Source organism: Enterococcus sp. DIV1206 (assembly GCF_051712485.1).
GTDB lineage: Bacteria > Bacillota > Bacilli > Lactobacillales > Enterococcaceae > Enterococcus > Enterococcus faecalis.
The window spans coordinates 1,759,562-1,781,142 of record NZ_JBIOOZ010000001.1; the positions used below are offsets into that span (position 1 = coordinate 1,759,562).

14 protein-coding genes and 1 riboswitch are annotated in these 21,581 nt (G+C 38.4%); of the genes, 4 read left to right on the plus strand and 10 right to left on the minus strand.

Going from position 1 to position 21,581, the window contains the following annotated elements:
* Nucleotides 1-9: 9 nt before the first annotated feature.
* The 9 genes from lpdA to IGK86_RS08645 form a co-directional block, all read right to left on the minus strand.
* Nucleotides 10-1,416: a dihydrolipoyl dehydrogenase gene (lpdA, locus tag IGK86_RS08605; RefSeq protein ID WP_002357765.1), complete on the minus strand. Its 1,407-nt coding sequence runs from the start codon at nucleotides 1,414-1,416 to the stop codon at nucleotides 10-12.
* 7 nt (nucleotides 1,417-1,423) lie between these two features.
* On the minus strand, nucleotides 1,424-3,043 hold the full coding sequence (locus IGK86_RS08610) for a dihydrolipoyllysine-residue acetyltransferase (RefSeq protein ID WP_016617275.1): 1,620 nt from the start codon (nucleotides 3,041-3,043) through the stop codon (nucleotides 1,424-1,426).
* A 142-nt stretch (nucleotides 3,044-3,185) separates the two neighbouring features.
* Nucleotides 3,186-4,163 carry an alpha-ketoacid dehydrogenase subunit beta gene (locus IGK86_RS08615; protein ID WP_002357767.1) on the minus strand — a complete coding sequence of 326 codons (978 nt, stop codon included), beginning with the start codon at nucleotides 4,161-4,163 and terminating at the stop codon, nucleotides 3,186-3,188.
* Nucleotides 4,164-4,165: 2 nt separating this feature from the next.
* Nucleotides 4,166-5,281, minus strand: a complete 1,116-nt coding sequence (pdhA, locus tag IGK86_RS08620; RefSeq protein WP_002357768.1) for a pyruvate dehydrogenase (acetyl-transferring) E1 component subunit alpha — start codon at nucleotides 5,279-5,281, stop codon at nucleotides 4,166-4,168.
* A gap of 598 nt (nucleotides 5,282-5,879) precedes the next feature.
* On the minus strand, nucleotides 5,880-8,492 hold the full coding sequence (mgtA, locus tag IGK86_RS08625) for a magnesium-translocating P-type ATPase (RefSeq protein WP_002388982.1): 2,613 nt from the start codon (nucleotides 8,490-8,492) through the stop codon (nucleotides 5,880-5,882).
* Nucleotides 8,493-8,715: 223 nt separating this feature from the next.
* Nucleotides 8,716-8,883: riboswitch (M-box (ykoK) riboswitch) on the minus strand.
* Nucleotides 8,884-8,964: 81 nt separating this feature from the next.
* The gene (locus IGK86_RS08630; protein ID WP_016617274.1) at nucleotides 8,965-9,546 is read right to left on the minus strand and encodes a TMEM175 family protein; all 582 of its coding nucleotides are present in this window, start codon (nucleotides 9,544-9,546) and stop codon (nucleotides 8,965-8,967) included.
* A 169-nt stretch (nucleotides 9,547-9,715) separates the two neighbouring features.
* The gene (locus tag IGK86_RS08635; protein ID WP_438742314.1) at nucleotides 9,716-11,329 is read right to left on the minus strand and encodes a glycoside hydrolase family 13 protein; all 1,614 of its coding nucleotides are present in this window, start codon (nucleotides 11,327-11,329) and stop codon (nucleotides 9,716-9,718) included.
* Nucleotide 11,330: 1 nt separating this feature from the next.
* Nucleotides 11,331-12,956 (minus strand): glycoside hydrolase family 13 protein, encoded by a 1,626-nt coding sequence (locus IGK86_RS08640; protein ID WP_016617272.1) that lies wholly within the window; start codon nucleotides 12,954-12,956, stop codon nucleotides 11,331-11,333.
* A gap of 27 nt (nucleotides 12,957-12,983) precedes the next feature.
* On the minus strand, nucleotides 12,984-14,750 hold the full coding sequence (locus IGK86_RS08645; protein ID WP_438742318.1) for a glycoside hydrolase family 13 protein: 1,767 nt from the start codon (nucleotides 14,748-14,750) through the stop codon (nucleotides 12,984-12,986).
* A 260-nt stretch (nucleotides 14,751-15,010) separates the two neighbouring features.
* Between IGK86_RS08645 and IGK86_RS08650 the strand changes: the two genes are divergently transcribed.
* The 3 genes from IGK86_RS08650 to IGK86_RS08660 all read left to right on the plus strand — a co-directional run bounded on the left by IGK86_RS08650 (nucleotide 15,011) and on the right by IGK86_RS08660 (nucleotide 18,557).
* Nucleotides 15,011-16,261, plus strand: a complete 1,251-nt coding sequence (locus IGK86_RS08650) for an extracellular solute-binding protein (RefSeq protein ID WP_002382263.1) — start codon at nucleotides 15,011-15,013, stop codon at nucleotides 16,259-16,261.
* Between the two features lie 85 nt (nucleotides 16,262-16,346).
* On the plus strand, nucleotides 16,347-17,690 hold the full coding sequence (locus IGK86_RS08655) for a carbohydrate ABC transporter permease (RefSeq protein ID WP_016617270.1): 1,344 nt from the start codon (nucleotides 16,347-16,349) through the stop codon (nucleotides 17,688-17,690).
* Between the two features lie 3 nt (nucleotides 17,691-17,693).
* On the plus strand, nucleotides 17,694-18,557 hold the full coding sequence (locus tag IGK86_RS08660; protein ID WP_002360454.1) for a sugar ABC transporter permease: 864 nt from the start codon (nucleotides 17,694-17,696) through the stop codon (nucleotides 18,555-18,557).
* Nucleotides 18,558-18,594: 37 nt separating this feature from the next.
* On the opposite strand, the gene IGK86_RS08665 is transcribed toward IGK86_RS08660, so the two are convergent.
* Nucleotides 18,595-19,104, minus strand: coding sequence for a MarR family winged helix-turn-helix transcriptional regulator (locus IGK86_RS08665; protein WP_002365578.1), 510 nt, complete (start codon nucleotides 19,102-19,104; stop codon nucleotides 18,595-18,597).
* Between the two features lie 124 nt (nucleotides 19,105-19,228).
* Here IGK86_RS08665 and IGK86_RS08670 point away from each other — a divergent pair, with 124 nt between their 5' ends.
* Nucleotides 19,229-21,568: an ABC transporter ATP-binding protein/permease gene (locus IGK86_RS08670; RefSeq protein WP_010713453.1), complete on the plus strand. Its 2,340-nt coding sequence runs from the start codon at nucleotides 19,229-19,231 to the stop codon at nucleotides 21,566-21,568.
* Nucleotides 21,569-21,581: the final 13 nt, after the last annotated feature.

A 21,581-nucleotide genomic window follows, 5' to 3' on the forward strand; every position in this document is an offset into this window, starting at 1 on the left:
GTGATACTATTAAATATGAATTGGTAAACCTAAAGCCAATTCAGCTGTATCCATAGTGATTTCGCCCAATGATGGGTGTGGGTGGATTGTTAAAGCAATGTCTTCTGCATTCATGCCAGATTCAATAGCTAAAGCTAATTCAGAAATCATGTCACTTGCACCGACACCGGCAATTTGTGCACCGATGATGACATTGTCTTCTACAGTTGTAACTAAACGCATGAATCCTTCAGTTTTATCTAAAGAGATTGCACGGCCGTTACCAGCAAATGGGAATTTGTAGCCTTTTGCTTCGATTCCCGCTTCTTTTGCTTCTGCAACAGTCATACCAACGCTTGCCAATTCTGGATCAGTAAAGGCAACAGCTGGCATTGCTTTGTAATCAACTGCAACTTTCTTACCAGAAATTGCTTCAGCAGCAATTTTTGCTTCGTAGCTTGCTTTATGCGCTAACGCAGCACCTGGTACGATGTCGCCGATTGCGAAGATGTTTTTCACGTTAGTACGTCCTTGGTTATCAACTGGGATTAAACCACGTTCGCCAATTTCAACGCCCGCTTGTTCTAAGCCTAAGTCGTCTGTGTTTGGACGACGTCCAACAGTGACCATTACGTAATCTGCTTCAACACTTTCTTCTTTTCCGTTAACTTCATATTTAACAGTGACGCTATCGCCATTGTCAACAGCTTCTTTAGCCATTGCAGAAGTCACGATTGTTACGTTTTTCTTCTTGAAGTCGTCTGTGACAACTTTAACCATATCTTTTTCATAAGTTGGTAAAATTGATGGGCTACCTTCTAAAATTGTTACTTCTGAACCTAAGTTAGCATAAGCGCCACCTAATTCAGCACCGATGACACCGCCACCGATAATAACGAATTTTTTAGGAACTTCTTTTAAGTTTAAACCGCCTGTAGAATCTAACACGCGTCCGCCAAATTTGAATCCTGGGATTTCAATTGGACGAGAACCTGTTGCTACAATAGCATTATTGAATGAGTAAGTTTGTGCTGAGTCTGGGTGAATAACACGCAATGTATTTTCGTCAACGAAGAATGCTTCGCCTTCAATAATTTCTACTTTGTGTTTTTTCAATAACATGCCAACGCCGCCTGTTAATGATTTAACAACTGTGTTATCTTTCCAGTCTTGTGTTTTTGCAAAGTCTAATTCGACTCCTTTAGCTGTTACACCAAAAGTTGAAGAATCTTGTGCTTCTTGGTAATGATGTCCAGCAGCAATTAAAGCTTTTGAAGGAATACATCCAACGTTTAAACAAACGCCTCCGATGTATTCGCGTTCGATAATCGCAACTTTTTGACCCATTTCTGCGGCACGAATTGCAGCAACGTATCCTCCAGGTCCAGCTCCGATTACGACTGTATCTAGTTCAATGGCGAAATCTCCTACTACCATTTGTTAATCATCCTTCCATTAATAGTAATTCTGGATCAGCTAATAAGCGTTTAATGTTGTTCATTGCTTTTTGAGCAGTTGCGCCGTCAACGATACGGTGGTCAAAGCTTAATGATAATTTCATCATGCGTCCCACAACGATTTCGCCGTCTGCATTAACAACTGGTTCTTGTGCAATTGTACCAACGCCTAAAATAGCAACTTCAGGGTAGTTGATTACTGGTGTAAACCAGCCGCCACCGACTGAACCAATGTTACTAATTGTGATTGTACCATCACGCATATCTTGTGCAGTTAATTTGCCTTCGATAGCCAATGCTGCTTTTTCGTTGATTTCATCAGCGATAGCAAACATGCTCTTCGTATTAGCATTTTTAACATTTGGTACATATAAGCCATGATCTGTATCAGTAGCGATACCAATGTTAAAGTAATTTTTGTAAACAATTTCTTGTGCTGCGTCATCGATTGATGCATTCAAGATTGGGAATTTTTGAACAGTTGAAGTCAATGCTTTTACAACGTATGGTAAGAATGTTAATTTTGTACCATTTGCAGCAGCAACATCTTTAAATTTCTTACGGTGATCCCATAATTTAGAAACTTCTACTTCATCATGTAATGTTACGTGAGGAGCAGTGTGTTTGCTGTTAACCATTGCTTTAGCAATTGCTTTACGTGTTGGTGTCATTTTTTCACGTGTTTCCATTTCGCCTAAATCAGAAGTAAAGGCTTTTGGCGCTGCTTTAGGTGCAGCTGCTTCCGCTTTAGGTGCTGCTTCTGTTGCGGCAGCTTCAGTAGCTGGTGCTACTTGAGAACCACCAGAGACAAAGGCATCAATATCCGCTTTAATGACACGGCCACCTTTACCAGTTGCAGTTACTTGTGTAATATCAACGTCTTTTTCACGCGCATACTGACGAACAGATGGCATTGCTAAAACGCGTTTGTTTGGATCAGCGGCTGCAACTACGCCTGTTGAAGCGGCTGGAGCTGATGCTTCCGCTTTAGGAGCGTCAGTAGCTAGTGCTGCGGCTGCCGGTGCTGCTGAATTATGACCAGGTGCGTCAATTTCAACTAACACGTCACCAACATTGGCAACTGTTCCTTCTGGTACAACGATATTTTTTACAGTACCTGTTACTGGTGATGGAATTTCTTCTACTGATTTGTCATTTTGTACTTCTAATAATGAATCATCTTCATTAATTGTGTCGCCAGCTTTAACGAACCATTTAACGATTTCGCCTTCGGCAATTCCTTCACCGATGTCTGGTAATTTGAATTGGAAAAATCCGCCAGCTGCTTCTGTTGTTGGTACAGAAGCAGGTTGTGCTGGTGTTTGTTCTTGTGCAGGAGCTGCTGGTGCTGCATCGTTATCTTCGTGACCAGGTGCGTCGATTTCGATTAACACGTCACCAACGTTTGCAACTGTTCCTTCTGGTACAACGATATTTTTTACAGTACCTGTTACTGGTGATGGAATTTCTTCCACTGATTTGTCATTTTGTACTTCTAATAACGTATCGTCTTCGTTGATTGTATCGCCAGGTTTTACAAACCATTTAACGATTTCGCCTTCGGCAATCCCTTCACCGATATCCGGTAATTTAAACTGATAAGCCATTTTTTAAGTCTTCCCTTCTTCGTTGGATCTGTCTATTTTCTTAGGAGCAAAACGCGGGGAAACGACTATAGTAGCTGAACATTTCATGCCTATAGCCGTATTCCACCTGTTTAATTCTTCGTTTATCTACTTCGAATAACTATTAAAATTCGACGATTTCTCTAGCTTTTGCTTCGATATCTTTCGCATTTGGTAACCAGATATTTTCTGCTTGTCCGAATGGGAAGATTGTATCTGGAGCAGATACACGTCCGATTGGTGCTTCTAATGATAATACGGCACGTTCAGAAATTTCAGAAACAACCATAGCGCCAACGCCAGCTTGTTTTTGTGCTTCTTGAACGACAACCACACGGCCAGTTTTTTCAACAGAGTTAATAATTGTTTCCACATCTAAAGGAGCCACTGTACGTAAGTCAATGATTTCTGCTGAAATATTGTCTTTCGCTAAGCTATCAGCTGCTTTAATCGCTTCACGAACCATAGCGCCGTAAGTGATGATTGATACGTCTGTTCCTTCACGAGTTACAGCCGCTTTATCTAAAGGCACTTCATAAGCTTCGTCTGGCACTTCCTCACGGAATGAACGGTATAATTTCATGTGCTCTAAGTAGACAACTGGATCGTTGCTACGAATAGATGAAATTAATAGTCCTTTTGCATCGTAAGGGTTTGATGGAATAACAACACGAACACCTGGTGATTGTGCGATTAATCCTTCTAAGTTATCTGAGTGAAGTTCTGGTGTATGAACACCACCACCAAATGGGGCACGAACAGTAATTGGCATATTACGAGTTCCACCCATACGGTAACGCGTACGAGCCATTTGACCAACGATTTCGTCAAATACTTCAAAAACGAAACCAAAGAATTGGATTTCGGGAACTGGACGGTAACCTTGCAAGGCAAGACCGAAAGCCAATCCACCGATACCAGATTCAGCTAAAGGTGTATCGAAGACGCGGTCTTCACCAAATTTTTCTTGTAAACCTTCAGTTGCACGGAAAACCCCACCGTTGTTACCAACGTCTTCACCGAAGATTAAGACATTTTCGTCTTTCTCTAATTCAAGAGCTAAGGCATCTGTAATTGCTTGGATCATAGTTTTTTGTGCCATTTTTATTTCGACTCCTTCGCTTCATAAAATGCAATTTGTTCTTTAATTGTTTGAGGTTGAACTTCAAACATATTTTTCAAGAAATCAGAAACTTTTTGTTTTGGCGCTTTATCCGCTTCTGCAATCGCTACTTTGATTTCTTCTTTTGTTTTTTCAATAATTTCTTCTTCTTTTGCTTCAGACCATAAGCCTTTATCTGTTAGATATTTACGGAAACGAGTCAATGGATCTTTTTGTACCCATTCGTCATCCATTTCTTTTGAACGGTAACGTGTTGGATCGTCTCCAGATAAAGTATGTGGACCATAACGATAAGTTAATGTTTCAATTAAAACTGGACCGTTTCCTGCAGCTGACCAATCGCGTGCTTCTTTTGCAATTGCGTAAACTGCTAATGGATCCATACCATCAACTTGAATACCAGGAATTCCTGCTGCAACAGCTTTTTGAGCTAAAGTTTTAGCCGCTGTTTGTTTTTCACGAGGTGTAGAAATCGCAAAACCATTGTTTTGGATAATGAAGACACCGTTTGCTTGGTAAGCACCAGCAAAGTTAATTGCTTCATAGAAGTCCCCTTGTGAAGAACCGCCGTCACCAGTATAAGTGAAGACAACATTTTCTTTTCCACGTTTTTTCAATCCTAAAGCAACACCAGCTGCTTGGATGTATTGAGCACCGATGATAATTTGTGGTGGTAATGCATTTAAATCTTCCGCGTAGTAGTTCCCTGCTACGTGACCACGAGACCATAAGAAAGCTTCTCTTAATGGTAAACCATGTTGTACTAATTGAGGTACATCACGGTAACCTGGTAATAAGTAGTCTTCTTTTTCCATTGCAAATTGACTTGCCAATTGGCTTGCTTCTTGTCCAGCTGTTGGCGCGAAGAATCCTAAGCGTCCTTGACGGTTTAATGCAGTAGAACGTTGGTCTAGCACACGAGACCAAACCATGCGTGTCATTAATTCAACTAATTCCTCATCCGATAAATCAGGTACTAAATCTTCATTCACAATTTTTCCATCTTGATCCAAGATTTGGAAAGTTGGGAAATCAGCGTCGACTTTAGCCATTAGCTCTTTAAAGTCAATAGGTTTTTGTTTCTTAGCCTTTGCCATTTTGTCACACAATCCTCTCTATTACGTTTCTTTAATTTCGATAAAAGTAAAACAGAGTGCGAAACTGTATTACTTTTTATCGACTACACTTAACAAATTATCACTAAATTCGAAAAAGCGCAAGAAAAAAACTCTAATTTCTTCATTTTTTCACAAAAGAGCAAAACCGCATGTTTTTGCGGTTTAGTGATAAATTTCACAAACAAGAAAACGGTTTCTGTTCCACACTTCTTCTGTACTATTTTTCTCCCAACTGTTATATTCTATTTTGAAAATATTATATAACAGTTCTATTAATTTGAGCCCCCTTATCCCCGAACTGGCTAGTAATCTGATTTCCGAACTTTGCGTTTTCATGAAAATTATCTTGAAAAAACCAAAAAATAAAAACCGTCAGCCGAGTAACCTACTCAGCATGCGGTTTTTTATTTTTTAGAGAACAAAGTTTTTTTCGTTAATTTTTATTTTTTTTGGCTCGTTTTTTTGCCAAATACTTTACCTTAGGTTTTATCACGAACATTCATTGCTTAAAATCACCAAATTTTCGCAAAACGAGTAATACAGCTTAGCAAATTCTTTTCTCTTTCAGTAGATTTTACTAAATCCATTCCTTGGTAATTTTAATATATAAACGTTTAGCTACTTCAACAGTTAACATGTACGCAATGATGATTCCAAAGAACCATGGCCAGTAGTTAGCCGGAAGTTTCACAAAGTCAAAAACCTCTCTTATGGGCGTTGCTACAATCAAGAAACCGAGTAAGATTGCGCCTAAACTACTTAGCATCACAGGCATTGACGCACGACTTTGAATAAATGGTATTTTCCGCGTCCGGACCATATGAACAACTAACGTTTGACTAACAAGTCCCACCATAAACCAACCTGTTTGGAATAAATGTTGAGTTGCCAAACTATTGGCGCTAAACACAAACCACATGACAAGATACGTTAGAATATCGAAAATACTACTTACCGGGCCAATACATACCGTAAATTTCGCTAGTCCGTTCGTTTCCCAACGAACAGGGCTTAATAACTCTTCTTCATCGACATTATCCCAAGGAATTGTCAACTGAGCCACATCATAAATCAAATTTTGAATCAAGAGTTGTAAGGAAAGCATTGGTAGAAATGGTAAAAAGGCACTGGCTACTAAAATTGAAAAGACATTCCCAAAATTAGAACTGATGGTAATTTTAATATATTTCATCATATTGCTAAATACTTTTCGTCCTTCAATCACACCAGATTCCAGTACATTTAAACTTTTTTCCAGTAAAATAATCGAGCTAGCATCTTTAGTAATATCAGCTGCAGTATCTACTGAAATGCCCACATCAGCTTTTCGTAATGCCGGTGCATCATTAATGCCATCCCCCATAAAACCAACCGTATGACCTTTTGCTTGTAGCAATTCAATAATTTTAGATTTTTGCATCGGATTTAATTTGGCAAATAAATTAGTTTCTTCTACTTGCGCCCGCAACTCTTCATCTGTCATTGCTTCAATTTGAGAACCTAATAACACATGGGAAACTTCAATACCTACATCTTTACAGACTTTTTTGGCGACAATGTCATTATCGCCCGTTAGCACTTTCACGTTGACACCATGTTCATGTAAGGAGCGGATAGCGCTGACAGCTGACTCTTTTGCTGGATCAAGAAAACCCATAAATCCAATCAATGTCATCTCTTTTTCATCTTCAACTGAATAAACTGCTTCTTTATGGACATCTTTTTTTACAGCTACCGCTAACACACGCATCCCTTGTTTGTTCATTTGAACATTCACTCGGCGTAGTTCTTCTCGTACAGCAGTGCTTAATGGTACAATTTCGCCATTAATTTGCGCATGCGTGCACACTTCTTCCATTTCTTCCACGGCGCCTTTCGTAATCATCAATTGATGATCATCTGCATTCACGACAACCGTTAAGCGGCGTCTGGAAAAATCAAAAGGAATTTCATCAATTTTAGTGACATTTTTAAACGGCGTTTTCCATTGATGCTCTTCATAAAAATTAATAACGGCAATATCCATTAAATTTTTCCAACCTGTTTGATAAGAAGAATTTAAGTAGGCTAAATTTAGAACCTCGTCACTCAAATCACCTAATGGATTCAAATGTTGAACCAAAACTACACGATCTTCGGTAATCGTTCCAGTCTTATCTGTACAGAGCACATCCATACCACCCAAATTTTGGATAGCCGCTAATTCTTTAACAATGACTTTATGTTTCGATAAGGATAATGCACCCTTGGCTAAGTTACTCGTAACAATCATTGGCAACATTTCTGGTGTCAAACCAACTGCAACGGCAATCGCGAAGAAAAACGCTTCGCCCCAAGCACCTTTAGTTAAACCATTAATCAAGAAAACGATTGGAAACAAAATCATTACCATTCGTAATAAAAACTTACTGACTTTTGCTAAGCCTAAGTCAAAACTAGTTTTTCCTCGTTGTGTTGTAGCATTTTTAGCAATATCACCAAAAAATGTATGTTGCCCAGTTTTTAAAATAATCGCTTTTCCTTGTCCACTCAAGACATCTGTGCCCATAAACACTAGGTCTTGCATATCTAATGCAGAAACCTCTGTTTGTTGACGATCCACACCTGCATCCACAAATTTTTCGACAGGCATGGATTCGCCTGTTAGCGACGATTGATTAACGAATAAATCTTTGGTCCAAATCAACACGGCATCTGCAGGAATCATGTCTCCTGTAGCTAAAGTTACAATGTCTCCTGGAACAATTTCGTCCATTGGAATTTCTTTCGTAATTCCTTCCCGTGTCACTGCAGCGGTGTTTTCAATTAATTCTTTTAAATCCAAACTCGCTTTTTGAGAACGATATTCTTGTATAAAAGCAATCAAGACACTGGCTAAAATCATCACGCCCATCACGATAGCGGCTTCGAAATCTTTCGTTAAAGTTGAAACGACCATCAATAAGGCTAAGACATAGACAAACGGATCTTTGAATGCACTTAAAAATAAAATAATTGCTGGGGTTGGCTTTTGTGCAGAAACTTCGTTTGGTCCAAATTCCTCTAATCTTTTTTCGGCATCTTCATTCGAGAGTCCTTTTTCAGATGTCCGTAATTCCATCATTAATTCCCGTTCAGAAAGCAACGCCAATTTACGTAATTCTTGATCTTTTGTTGCTTTTCTCATATCCATTGTTTTTTTGTTCATCATTTTCTTTTCCTCCAAGGTTGTGGTCACCTACCGAAAAGAGTGCTAAAATCTTCTCCTTTCGTTGGTGACTGTATTTTGTTTCTCTGTTCACTTCCAGGGTCTTCCATGACAGTCATCCTTTCTTTTTCTTATTTATACTTCCAGTGAATAATTGCTTTTTTGCCAAACACACAAAAAAGGACCTACTCAACAATAGAGTACGTCCCAAAATACCATCTTTAAATAAGATTCTCTATCGTTGAGCTTTAGCACTATAGGGCGTAGATAACATGTATCAGCTACATTATGAATAACCTTCACGATTATTCCTGTTCAACCAACTAAGGGTCTCTCGATCCTTTCGCGGCAGCAGCATTTGTCCAAATAGGAGCCTCACCTAACAATTATTCAGTTTTTATCCACTTCTTATAATAGAGGAGTTTGACATTCTTGTCAAAAGATTTATGACTTTTTTGTTATAAATAAAAAATAACTACTTTAAAGTTTCCTTTATTTCTGCTTTTCGCTCAGGAATAAACCACATAACTAAAACAATCGTATCAATAATCAGAACAGCGATTGGCGCTACTAGTTTGCCTACAATCAACGCAATAATATTCAACACAATCGAAAGCGTTAATTTTGGATAGTGGCCAAACAAACGTTGTACTTCGGATTTGGGCCCATTTGCCTGAATCAATGCCCGCACCACTAGATAATAAGCAACATCAGCTCCTAATACTACTAAGCCATACAAAGCTTGTGGCGGCCAAGAAAATGGATGTTCACCTACCCAACCAGTAACAAACGGGAAAAACGTCAATGTCAAAATTAAAAAATTATTCATCCAAAGGACACGTCCATCAATTTTACGGACACTTTGAAATAAATGATGATGATTGTTCCAATAAATCAATAAAGTAACAAAACTAATTAAATAAATAATGATTTTGTGTCCAGATTGAGTCAGAGCAGACCAATCTGCTTTTTCAGGAATTTTTAATTCTAAAATTAATAACGTTAAAATAATCGCAATCACTGCATCTGTAAAAGCTTCTACACGTGTTTTCGGCATCATTTCCCCCTACTTTCATAAAATTAAATAACTTACCCAAAGTAAGTATAACGCATTTCTGTAAAAATTCAATTATTTATGAAGTCTCTCGGTTGTTGAAGTTCCTAAAAACGAGTGCAAGAGCCCTACTTAAAAGTAAGCCTCTTGCACTCGTTATAGAACAAATCAGTTATTGGAAGACCCCTGCCTGATAAGGTGCTAACTGCATCCGTTTCTTCACCGTAAAATCTTGATTCCCTAATAATTGTTGCCACTTTCTGCCTAGTAATTTATTCGGCAAGTCAAATTGGCACTTTTCTCCACTTAAATTGACAATCACTAACGCTGTTGCCTCAGTTGTTTTTCTTAAAAAAGCAAAAACAGACGGATGATTGGGCGCTAATAGTTCAAACTGTCCATCTGTAAAGACTGGATTTTCTTTCCGCAGCGCAATTAACTTTTTATAATAATTCAACACGGATTGCGCATCCGTTTCTTGGTCAGCCACATTTATTTCTTTGAAATTGGGATGAATTGCTAACCACGGATGCCCCGAGGTGAATGAACTTGCCTCTTGATTCGTCCACTGCATAGGCGTACGCGAATGGTCCCGCGTCCAATGCGCCACTTCTTTTAATGCTTGTTTCGCATCGTAGCCATTTTCTATAAGCAAACGATAATGGTTATGGGAATCTTTAGCATCTAACTCGTCAATCTGTTGAAACGGATAATTAACCATGCCGATTTCCTGTCCTTGATAAATAAACGGCGTTCCTCGCAAGAGCAAGGCGATTGTTCCAATCGCCTTAGCAGAATGAGAGGTTTCATCGCCTAAAATTGAATTGATTCTGGGATTATCATGATTTTCTACATATAATGCATTCCAGCCTTCTGTCCCTAAATGCTTTTGCCAGCGCGCCATTACTTTTTTATAGCCTAAAATGTTTAACCGTTCTTCTCCTGGCTTTCCTTCTCGAACATTGTGCTCTAATTCAAAAATCATATTCAGATAGCCCGCATCATTGGTCCATTCCACCGCTTTTTTACTTGAAACGCCACTAGCTTCCCCCACTGTCATGATGTCATACTCAGCAAAAATAGCTTTCAAATCCAGCATATAGTCTTCAATGCCTTTTACATTCATAAAGGGAGCCCATGGATTCGTGGTAATTTTAAAATCCCAAAGTTCTTTTTGGATATGACTAATCGCATCCAATCGGAAACCATCAATTCCCAAATCTAACCACCAGCGAATCATCGCATAAATCTCTTCACGAACTTTAGGATTTTTCCAGTTCAAATCAGGTTGCTCTTTTGCAAACACATGAAAATATGCTTGCTTTGTACCCGCGTCATACGTCCAAGTCGAGCCACCAAAAAAGCTTTGCCATTCATTCGGCATACGATCTGGTGTCGCATCGGCCCATAAATAATACTCACGATACGGATTATCTAAACTTTTTTTTGCTTCAATAAACCACGGATGTTGATCACTGGTATGATTGACTACCAGATCAAGAATAATCTTCAAACCTAATTGATGCGCTTGGTCCAAAAGTTCTTGAAAATCTTCCATCGTACCAAATTCTGGCTGAATCCCTTGATAATCCGCAATATCATAACCATTGTCAACGTTTGGCGAAGTGTAAATCGGATTTAACCATAAAAAATCGACCCCTAGTTCTTTTAAATACGGTAATTTCTCAATAATTCCCTGCAAATCACCAATGCCATCCCCGTTGCTATCTTTAAAACTCCGAGGATAAATTTGATAACCGACAGCATTTTTCCACCATTGTTCCATCTTATTGACTCACTTTCACAACAAATGCTTGCCAAGGCGCTAACGAATAATCTGCTAAAGCAGTGACATCTGTCGGCATATTTTCAATCATTACTTGTTCTACATGAACGTCTGCAGAAAATGGCTGAACTTTGTCAGAAAAGTTCGTTACAACAAGCCAGCGTTCCTCACCATAGGTACGATAAAAACTGATCACTTCGTCCACTGTTTCCAGCAATTCAAAGTTGCCCCAAACGATTAAAGGATGTTCTTTTCTCAAACGAATCATTTCTTGGTACGTATAGAATAGTGAATTTTTATCTGCCAAAGCAGCAGCGACGTTAATCGTTTGATAATTGGGATTAACATCAATCCAAGGTGTACCCGTCGTAAAGCCCGCATTTTTTTCAGCGGTCCACTGCATAGGCCGGCGTGCATTGTCGCGACCTTTAGTATTAATTTTCAGCAAAATTTCTTCTTTAGAATATCCTTTTTCTAAATACTCATGGTACATGTTAATCGTTTCGATATCCCGCGCTTCACGAATATCTGTAATCGGCGTATTGGTCATACCAATTTCTTCCCCTTGATAAATATAAGGTGTGCCTTTCATCATGTGCAGTAAAATAGCGAATAACTTACTGCTTTCCAACCAATATTCTTGATCATTTCCCCAACGTGAAATCATTCTCGGTAAATCATGGTTATTCCAAAATAAAGAATTCCAGCCATCATTTCCTAATTCTGTTTGCCATTTTGCAAAAACCTGTTTCAACTTGGCAACTTCCATTGGCTGAAGGTCCCATTTTTCTTTACCTGGTTGTTGATCCAAGCTCATATGTTCAAACTGAAAAATCATGGATAATTCATGACGCTCTGGACTAGAGTACATTTTTGCAATCTCAGGTGTGGCCCCCCATGTTTCACCTACAGTTAACAGCTCTTTGCCGCCAAATGTCGCGGCGTTCATTTCTTGTAAATAACGATGTAAATGAGGCCCATTCGCGGTGATCTCTTCTCCTGGAATTTTACCCACTAAGTCAATTACATCTAAACGGAAACCGCCAATTCCTTTATCAATCCAAAAATTCATCATCTCGTAAACCGACTGACGCATTTGTTGGTTTTCCCAATTTAAATCTGGTTGTTTTTTACTAAACAAATGCAAATAGTATTGCCCACTCGCTTCATCAAACGTCCACGCCGAACCCGAAAAGGCAGATTTCAATCGGTTAGGCACACCGCCATCTGAAGCAGGATCAGCCCATACATAATAGTCTCGGTAGGGGTTCTCCTTACTTTTTTTCGCTTCAATAAACCAACGATGTTCATCTGACGTATGGTTAACCACTAAGTCCATAATAATTTCAATCTTTCGCTTTTTCGCTTCCTCAATTAGACGATCCATATCCGCCATCGTCCCAAACTCTGTCATAATCGCTTCATAATCAGAAATGTCATAACCATTGTCATCATTGGGTGATTGATAAACTGGTGATAACCAAATAGCCCCAATGCCTAACGTTTCCAAATAATCCAATTTTTCAATAATTCCTGGTAAATCTCCAATGCCATCTCCATTGCTATCTTTAAAACTGCGAGGATAAATCTGATAAACCACGACTTCTTGCCACCAATGTTTTTCCATTCTTCTTCACATTCCTTTGCTTAATTATTATGCTTGATATAAAAGAAAACCTTTTGGTAAAACCATTATCTGTTCTGAAGCAGTTTCGATAGAAGAACTTAGCAAAACTTCTCGATCAGTTCTATCGACAAATTGTGTCTCTTGGCCAGTATTAAAAATCCCATAGATCGTTTGTTCCTCCAAACGACAAGCGAGTCTAATCAACCCCGTTTCAAAAGAAGTGCCTGTCCAATCGATTGTTCCACCAGAAAAAACAGCCGCATACTTTTTGCGAAGGGCAATCAATGATTTTACAAATTCCTTCAAATCCAAATCTTGCTGATTTTCCTCCCAAACCATACAACGACGACAATCAGGATCCATATCACCTGTCATACCAATTTCATCACCATAGTAAAGACAAGGGACGCCTGGTTGAATATACGTAAACGCTAATACTTGGCGCATCAACTCTTTATCCTCTTTCGTTTCATGCAATAAGCGTGGTGTATCGTGGGAATCTAAAACATTAAACTGCATTTGATTCGTTTGTTGTCGATAGAGCATTAACTGGTTGTTCATTTCAGAAAGCATCTTTTCCAAGGACAGTTCTTGCTTGACAAAGTAGCCCATAATCGCATCTGTGTATGCATAATTCATCACTGCATGAAATTCGTCTCCTTGGAGCCAGCTTTGCGACGAGTGCCAAATTTCTCCTAAAATATAAAAATCTTCTTTTGCGTCATCACATGTTTGCCGGAATTTTTTCCAGAACGCATGATCCACTTCGTTTGCCACATCTAAACGCCAGGCGTCAATATCATATTCCTCAATCCAATAACGAGCAATTTCTAAAAGATAGGCTTGTACCTCTGGATTTGCTGTATTTAATTTAGGCATATGCGGAGTAAATGCAAAAGTATCATAGGTAATGTTGCTTGCTTCTTCAAAATCAGCACTTTCTTCATAGCTAGCTGGAAACTCATTTACGTGGAACCAATCGGCATAAATTGAGTCCTGGCCATTTTTTAACACATCTTGCCATTGAGGCGAAGTGTCCCCCATATGGTTAAAAACGGCGTCCAACATAATCTTAATGCCCCGTCGATGACACTCTTCGACTAAACGCTTAAAGATAGCGCCATCACCAAAAGCTGGGTCAATTTTTAAATAATCAATCGTATCATATTTGTGATTAGAAAACGCTTCAAAAATCGGGCAAAAATATAAGCCATTAACACCTAAATCTTCAATGTAATCAAGATGATCTAGCACCCCTTGCAAATCCCCACCAAAAAAATCTTGTCGATCTGGTCTTTTAGATCCCCACGGTAACGTCCCTTCAGCATCATTGGTGGGATCACCATTTGCAAAACGCTCTGGAAATATTTGATACCAAACCGTTTCTTTCACCCATTCAGGTGCTTTAAAACGATCGATTTCATGAAAATACGGCATCCGAAAATAATTATTCGCCATCTCTAAATACTTTTCTTCTAAAGGATAAATGCCGTGTTCGCCATAAAACGCCCTCAAACCATCCGCCCCTACTAAAGTAAAAGCATATGAAAGGCGTTTAAATTTTGCACTTAATGCAATAAACCAGTAATCATATAACTCCGTAGATACTAACTTCTCCATGGTTAACGACTGTTGGTACCACTTTTCTTTCCCTAAAAGATAAGGATCTCCTTGCACTAATTGGACAGAGGCAATGTCGCCTTTTGCCGTACGCAAACGAATATGCATGGTTTCTTCTGTATAAAGATAAGCAAATTCACTTTCTGGACGATGGTAGATTGCAGCAGTGTTCATTTAATTCTCTCCTTTAATTGTCGCTTTTCGTGTATTTTCTAATACTCGAACACATTTTAGCGCAAACGATTGCATTTGTATACCCTTTTTTACTTTTTTATTTAAAATGCTCAATTAGTGGTATACACCACTTTAAATAAACAGTATGTTATTTATAACAAAAAAAACTTTTTTAACTTTCTCGATGAAAAACACTTGATTATTTCCGCAATCGGTTGCATAATAAGACTTGTAAAAAATAATTTTTGGAGGGTTCAAAAATGAAAGCGAATTGGAAAAAGATTTTAATGGGCGGTATCCTTTTAAGTGCTTCTGCGGTTTTACTTACTGCCTGTGGTGGCGCAGAAAAAACGAAAGCTGAAAATGAAAGCGGTTCAGCAAATAAAGCAGCTGGTGACGTAAAATTATGGGTTGATACTGAATATATGGGCGTCTTTAAAAAAGTTGTCGCCGATTTTGAAAAAGAAAACCCCGATATTAAAGTTAACTTAACTGCTGGAAATTCGGCAGATGCTAAAAAAGACATTGCAAAAGATCCTAAAGCTGCCGCAGATGTTTTCATGATGCCACATGATCAAATTGGTCAAATGGCAGAAGCTGGTCTGATTTACCCTAACACAAAATATGAAAAAGAAGTCAAAGAAAACAATATCGACTCGGCAGTCGCAGGAGTCACTTGGAAAGACAAAGTCTATGCCTACCCTTATGCCGTAGAGTCACAAGTTCTTTATTATAACAAAGATACGTATTCTCCAGAGGAAATCAAAACTTGGAAGTCTTTAACTGAAAAAGGCAAAATCGGTACCAATTTTGGCGAAGATGGCGCAAATTATATCTTCGGCCCTCTATTTATGAGTAACGGCGATTACTTATATGGTGAAAATGGCGAAGATCCAAAAGGTACCAACTTTAATAACCAACAAGGTATAGAAGTATTACAATGGATTGCCGATCAAAAAAATAATCCTGGTGTGATCCAATCAAATACAGAAGCATTGTCTAATCTAGGTTCTGGCAAAACGGATGCCTTTCTTTCTGGCCCTTGGTCTAAAAACGATGTAGAAAAAGCTCTTGGCGACAAAATGGGGGCTGCTGCCTATCCAACCATTGATTTTGGCAATGGAGAAAAACAAATGAAAGCTTTCTTGGGCGTTCGTAGTTTTGCTGTCAACCAACAAACACAAGCACCATTGGCCGCAATGACATTAGCAAACTATTTAACCAGTGAAAAAGCACAAATGACTTACTTCAAAGAAATCGGCTTTGTCCCTTCAAACAAAAAATTACAAACAAACGAAGAAATCACACAAGATACTGTTGCAAAAGCTATCTTAGAAATGGCGCAACCAACCCACTCTGTGGTAATGCCAAAAATCCCAGAAATCGTTTCATTCTGGCCTGCGATGGATGCAGTGATCAATGATACGTACAAAGGCAATATCAAACCTGCGGATTATCAAGCAAAATTAGATAAATTAGTCCAAGACACATCAAAAGAAGCAAAAGAATAAAAAGAGTAAAGAAATGGGACGAGCTTCAATCTGCTGTCCCATTTCCTCTATCTTTTTTATTTAAGTAGAAAGTGAGTGAACGAAGATGTTCAAGAAAAAGAAAGCCCAGACGTCATTTCGAGAGGTCTTTAAAAAAGGCGACTTCGCTACAAAACTATCTTTTTTAGTTATGGGTGCTGCAAACTTCGCCAACAAGCAGTGGTTAAAGGGAATCATCTTTTTAACAGCTGAAATTGGCTTTATCTATTGGTTAATCCATAATGGTTTCCATGCATTAATGATGCTAGGAACACTAGGGACCCAACAGCAAGGATTAGTATATGATGATTCTTTAGGGATTGAAGTTCTAAAAGAAGGCGATAATTCAATGCTCTTATTATTATTCGGAATTGCAGCAATTTTAGTCTGTTTATCGCTAATCATTTTATATGTAATCAATTTAAAAAGCGCCCGTCACCTATATGAATTAAAGACAGCCGGCAAAAAAATTCCAACAACTATGGATGATTTACGTAGCTTGTTAAACGAACGTTTCCATGCAACTTTAATGACGATCCCCTTACTAGGCGTTCTTTTCTTTACCATCTTGCCGTTGTTGTATATGATTTCAATTGCCTTTACCAACTACGACCATAACCATTTGCCACCGAAAAACCTTTTTACTTGGGTTGGATTGGCAAATCTAGGCAATGTAATCACAGGCGATATGGCTTCAACGTTCTTTCCAGTACTTGGCTGGACCTTGATTTGGGCTGTTTTCGCAACCGCAACTTGTTTCTTTTTTGGAATCATTTTAGCCTTGCTTATCAATACAAAAGGCTTAAAATATAAAGCATTTTGGCGGACTATTTTTGTTATCACGATGGCCGTACCTCCGTTTGTTTCACTTTTAATTATGCGAAACCTCTTAAATGGTTCTGGACCTATCAATGCTCTGTTGTTAAATTGGGGCTTAATCGATTCTTCTATCCCCTTCTTAACAGATCCGAATTGGGCAAAATTAACCATTATTGTTGTCAATATGTGGATTGGTATTCCTGCTACGATGTTAATCTCTACAGGGATTATCCAAAATCTCCCTGAAGATCAAATCGAAGCTGCTAGAATTGATGGCGCCAATAAATGGCAAATTTTTAAAAGTATTACATTTCCACAAATTCTATTTGTGATGACCCCGGCGCTAATTCAACAGTTTATCGGCAACATCAATAACTTCAATGTCATTTATCTATTAACAGGCGGCGGTCCAGCCAATTCTAACTTCTACGGTGCAGGCTCAACTGACCTTTTAGTTACCTGGTTATACAAATTGACTGTCGATACAATGGATTACAATTTAGCCTCTGTGATTGGTATTTTAATCTTCATTCTTTCCGCAGTCTTCAGTTTAATTGCCTATACACGGACGAATTCATTTAAGGAGGCGTAACTTATGGCTAAAGCAAAAAGTTACCAGAAAAAACAACGCACTGCACTTACCAGCGTTTACATCATTCTAACCATTTTAGCAGTTTTTTGGATGTTCCCCATTGTGTGGATTATCTTAACAAGTTTTCGTGGCGAAGGCGGTGCATTTGTTCCCTATATCATTCCCAAAACATTCACTTTAGAAAATTATAAAGTATTATTAACAAATCAGACTGGCAACTTCCCCTTTGTCCGTTGGTTTTTGAACACCTTGTTCGTTTCCATCGCAAGCTGTCTGTTATCAACTTTCATTACAATCGCAATGGCTTATGCGCTGTCCCGGTTGCGTTTCCGCTTAAGAAAACCCTTTTTAAAAGTGGCGCTCGTTTTAAATATGTTCCCTGGTTTTATGAGCATGATTGCCGTTTACTATATTTTAAAAGCCTTAAATTTAACTGAAAGTTTATTCGCTTTAATTCTGGTTTACTCTGCAGGCTCGGCGCTAGGTTTTTACATCGCCAAAGGGTTCTTCGATACCATTCCGATGGCTTTAGACGAGTCGGCTATGATTGACGGTGCCAACAAGTGGCAAATTTTCACAAAAATTACGTTGCCATTGTCGAAACCAATTATTGTCTATACTTCTTTAACCGCCTTCATGGGCCCTTGGATGGATTTTATTTTCGCAAAAGTTATTATGGGTGATAAAGTTGAAAATTACACCGTTGCGATTGGTCTCTTTTCGATGATGACCAAATCAACAGCCAATTCACTATTCATGGCTTTTACAGCTGGATGTGTGCTAATTGCCATTCCAATTACTATTTTATTTATATTAATGCAACGTTTCTATGTAGAAGGCGTGACTTCTGGCTCTGTCAAAGGCTAGAAAAAACATCGTTTGGTTTATAGCCAAACGATGTTTTTTATTTTTTGGCGTTGTTTTCCTTACACGTTTTTCTTCGTAGCGCTTGATAATTGGACAAAATTTTCATGACCGCCAAAAAGTGTTGATTGACCTCTTGATAATCCTCTAAGGAAAGAACACTAAGCGTTTCAGATAGTTGCTGTTTTACTTGATTTTCTTTTTGCTTAAAGAGCTTCTCGCCTTCTTTTGTCGTATAAACATTAACCACGCGGCGATTTTCTTGATTATGGCGACGTTGAACAATCGCTCGTTCTTCTAACCCCGCAATAGAGCGACTCACTTGAACTTTCGACGTTCCTACTTGGTTGGCTAACTCTGTCATACTGATTCCTTCATTCGTTGCCACAATTAATAAAATTAACATGTCTAACTTTGTTAATTTTAGATCCTCCAAGTCTAGGTCTTTAAAAAGCAATTGGCTCATATATGAAAAAATTTCAGTAAAGACACTAATATCTAAATTTGATGAATGCTTCTCTTTATCCATATGTTCTCCCTCGTTTCCCACCTAGTGTATACTAAATTCACTTGATTATCAAATGGTAATGATTGATTTTTGTTAACTATTATGTTACGTTATACACTAACTTAAGGTTGTGTTGTTGATAAATTGGAAGAAGGATGCGAAAAATATGCTAGAACTCAAAGAGATAAAAAAATATTATACTGTCGGCGGAACGACCACTAAAGCTTTAGATGGCGTCTCTGTCGCTTTTCGAAAACAAGAATTTGTAGCCATTCTGGGTCCCAGCGGCTCTGGTAAAACGACGATGTTGAATGTGATTGGCGGATTGGACAATTACGATTCTGGTGACTTAATTATTAACGGCAAATCAACAAAAAATTTTAAAGAAGCCGACTGGGATGCTTATCGGAATAACTCAATTGGTTTTATTTTTCAAAGTTACAACTTAATTAGTCATCAAGGGATTTTGGATAATGTCGAGCTTGGTATGACACTGAGTGGTATTTCAAAAGCAGAAAGACGTCAAAAAGCCGAAGATGCACTCATCCGTGTCGGTTTGAAGGACCATATCCATAAAAAACCTTCCCAATTATCTGGCGGTCAAATGCAACGGGTTGCCATTGCTCGTGCTTTAGCTAACGATCCCGATATTTTACTTTGTGATGAACCAACTGGTGCATTGGATTCAGAAACCAGTCTGCAAATTATGGCACTTATCCAAGAACTTTCGAAAGAAAAATTAGTTATTATGGTGACCCACAATCCTGAATTAGCTCACGAATACGCTGATCGAATTATTGAATTTTCAGATGGCCAAATTCGTCATGACTCGCGTCCTCATATTGAACATGAAAAAAAAGAACCTTTCGAATTGAAACGCACCAAAATGAAATTCACGACTGCGCTGCGTTTGTCTTTTAATAATATCCGCACTAAAAAAGGGCGAACTTTTTTAACCGCCTTTGCTTCAAGTATCGGAATTATCAGTATCGCGATTGTCCTTTCTCTTTCAACAGGATTCCAGAAACAAATTGATAAAACTCAGTCGGAAACGTTAGCGCAATTTCCGATTACCATTTCTAAAATAGCGACCGATCAAGATCCAGAAAGTTTCAATAATCAGGACAAAAAAGGCACCTTCCCGAAGGAAAAAGAAGTGACTGCTAAAATTAGCGATGCGGACCGTGCGCAACACACGAATTTAATTGATCAAAAGTTTATTGACTATGTCAATCACATTGATCCTGAATTAAGTAATAATATCGGCTATACTCGTCTAGTCAATATGAACTTATTAAGAGAAATCAACAGGAAAGCACAAGCTGTCAAATTTTCAAACGATGCACCCGACGGCCAATCAAACGCGATGGCTTCTATGATGGCTGCCCAAACTGGCGTCGGCGTTTCTGCTTTTCCTAAACAACTAGAAAATGGAAAAAACAATTTCTTAAAAGACAATTACTCGTTACTCGAAGGAAATTATCCAGAAAAAGAAACCGATGTCGTTTTAATCGTCGATAGTAACAATACCACCAATATTAATGCTTTAAAAAATCTTGGCTTTGACGTGAAAGATAATCAAAAGATTGCCTTTTCAGACATTGTTGGCACAAAAATGAAATTAGCCAATAATAATGCATTTTACACCAAATTACCGACAGGCAACTTCATTCCTAACCAAGATTTGCAAGCTGTTTACGATAACCCAGAAAATACTGAATTAACAATTTCAGGGATTTTGCGAATTAAAGATTCTTCAACAATGAATCTATTAGCACCTGGAATTGCTTATAGCGATGCACTTTCAACTAATATGATTGCCAAAAACAAAACCTCTGATATTGTTAAAGCGCAAGAAGCCAGCAACACTAACGTTATGACTAACGAAACATTAGATGCTTCCGCGAAAGAAAACCTATTGTCTTATTTAGGAGCGAACGAAATCCCTTCAAGTATTATGATTTATCCAAACGACTTCAAATCAAAAGATAAAATTCTTGATTATTTAGATGCTTATAACAAAGGAAAAGATAAAAAAGACCAAATCATCTATTCTGATTTAGCTGGAACAATGACCCGCTTAACAGGTGGTTTAATGGATGCCATCACCTATGTGCTGATTGCATTTGCTGGGATTTCCCTTGTTACAAGTATGATTATGATTGGGATTATCACCTATACTTCTGTCATTGAGCGGACCAAAGAAATCGGTATTCTGAAAGCGTTAGGAGCTCGTAAAAAAGATATTACCCGGGTGTTCGATGCCGAAACTGCTATTTTAGGCGTTGCCTCTGGTATTCTTGGTGTTGTGATTGCCTTTCTCGCAACATTTCCGATCAATGCAGTGCTCTATAACCTGACTGATTTAGAAAATGTTGCCACCTTAAATCCAATTCACGGGATTATTTTGATTGTAATTAGCACAATCTTAACCATGATTGGTGGCCATATTCCTGCCCGAATGGCAGCGAAAAAAGATGCGGCAGTTGCTTTACGTGCAGAATAAATAACAAAAAATA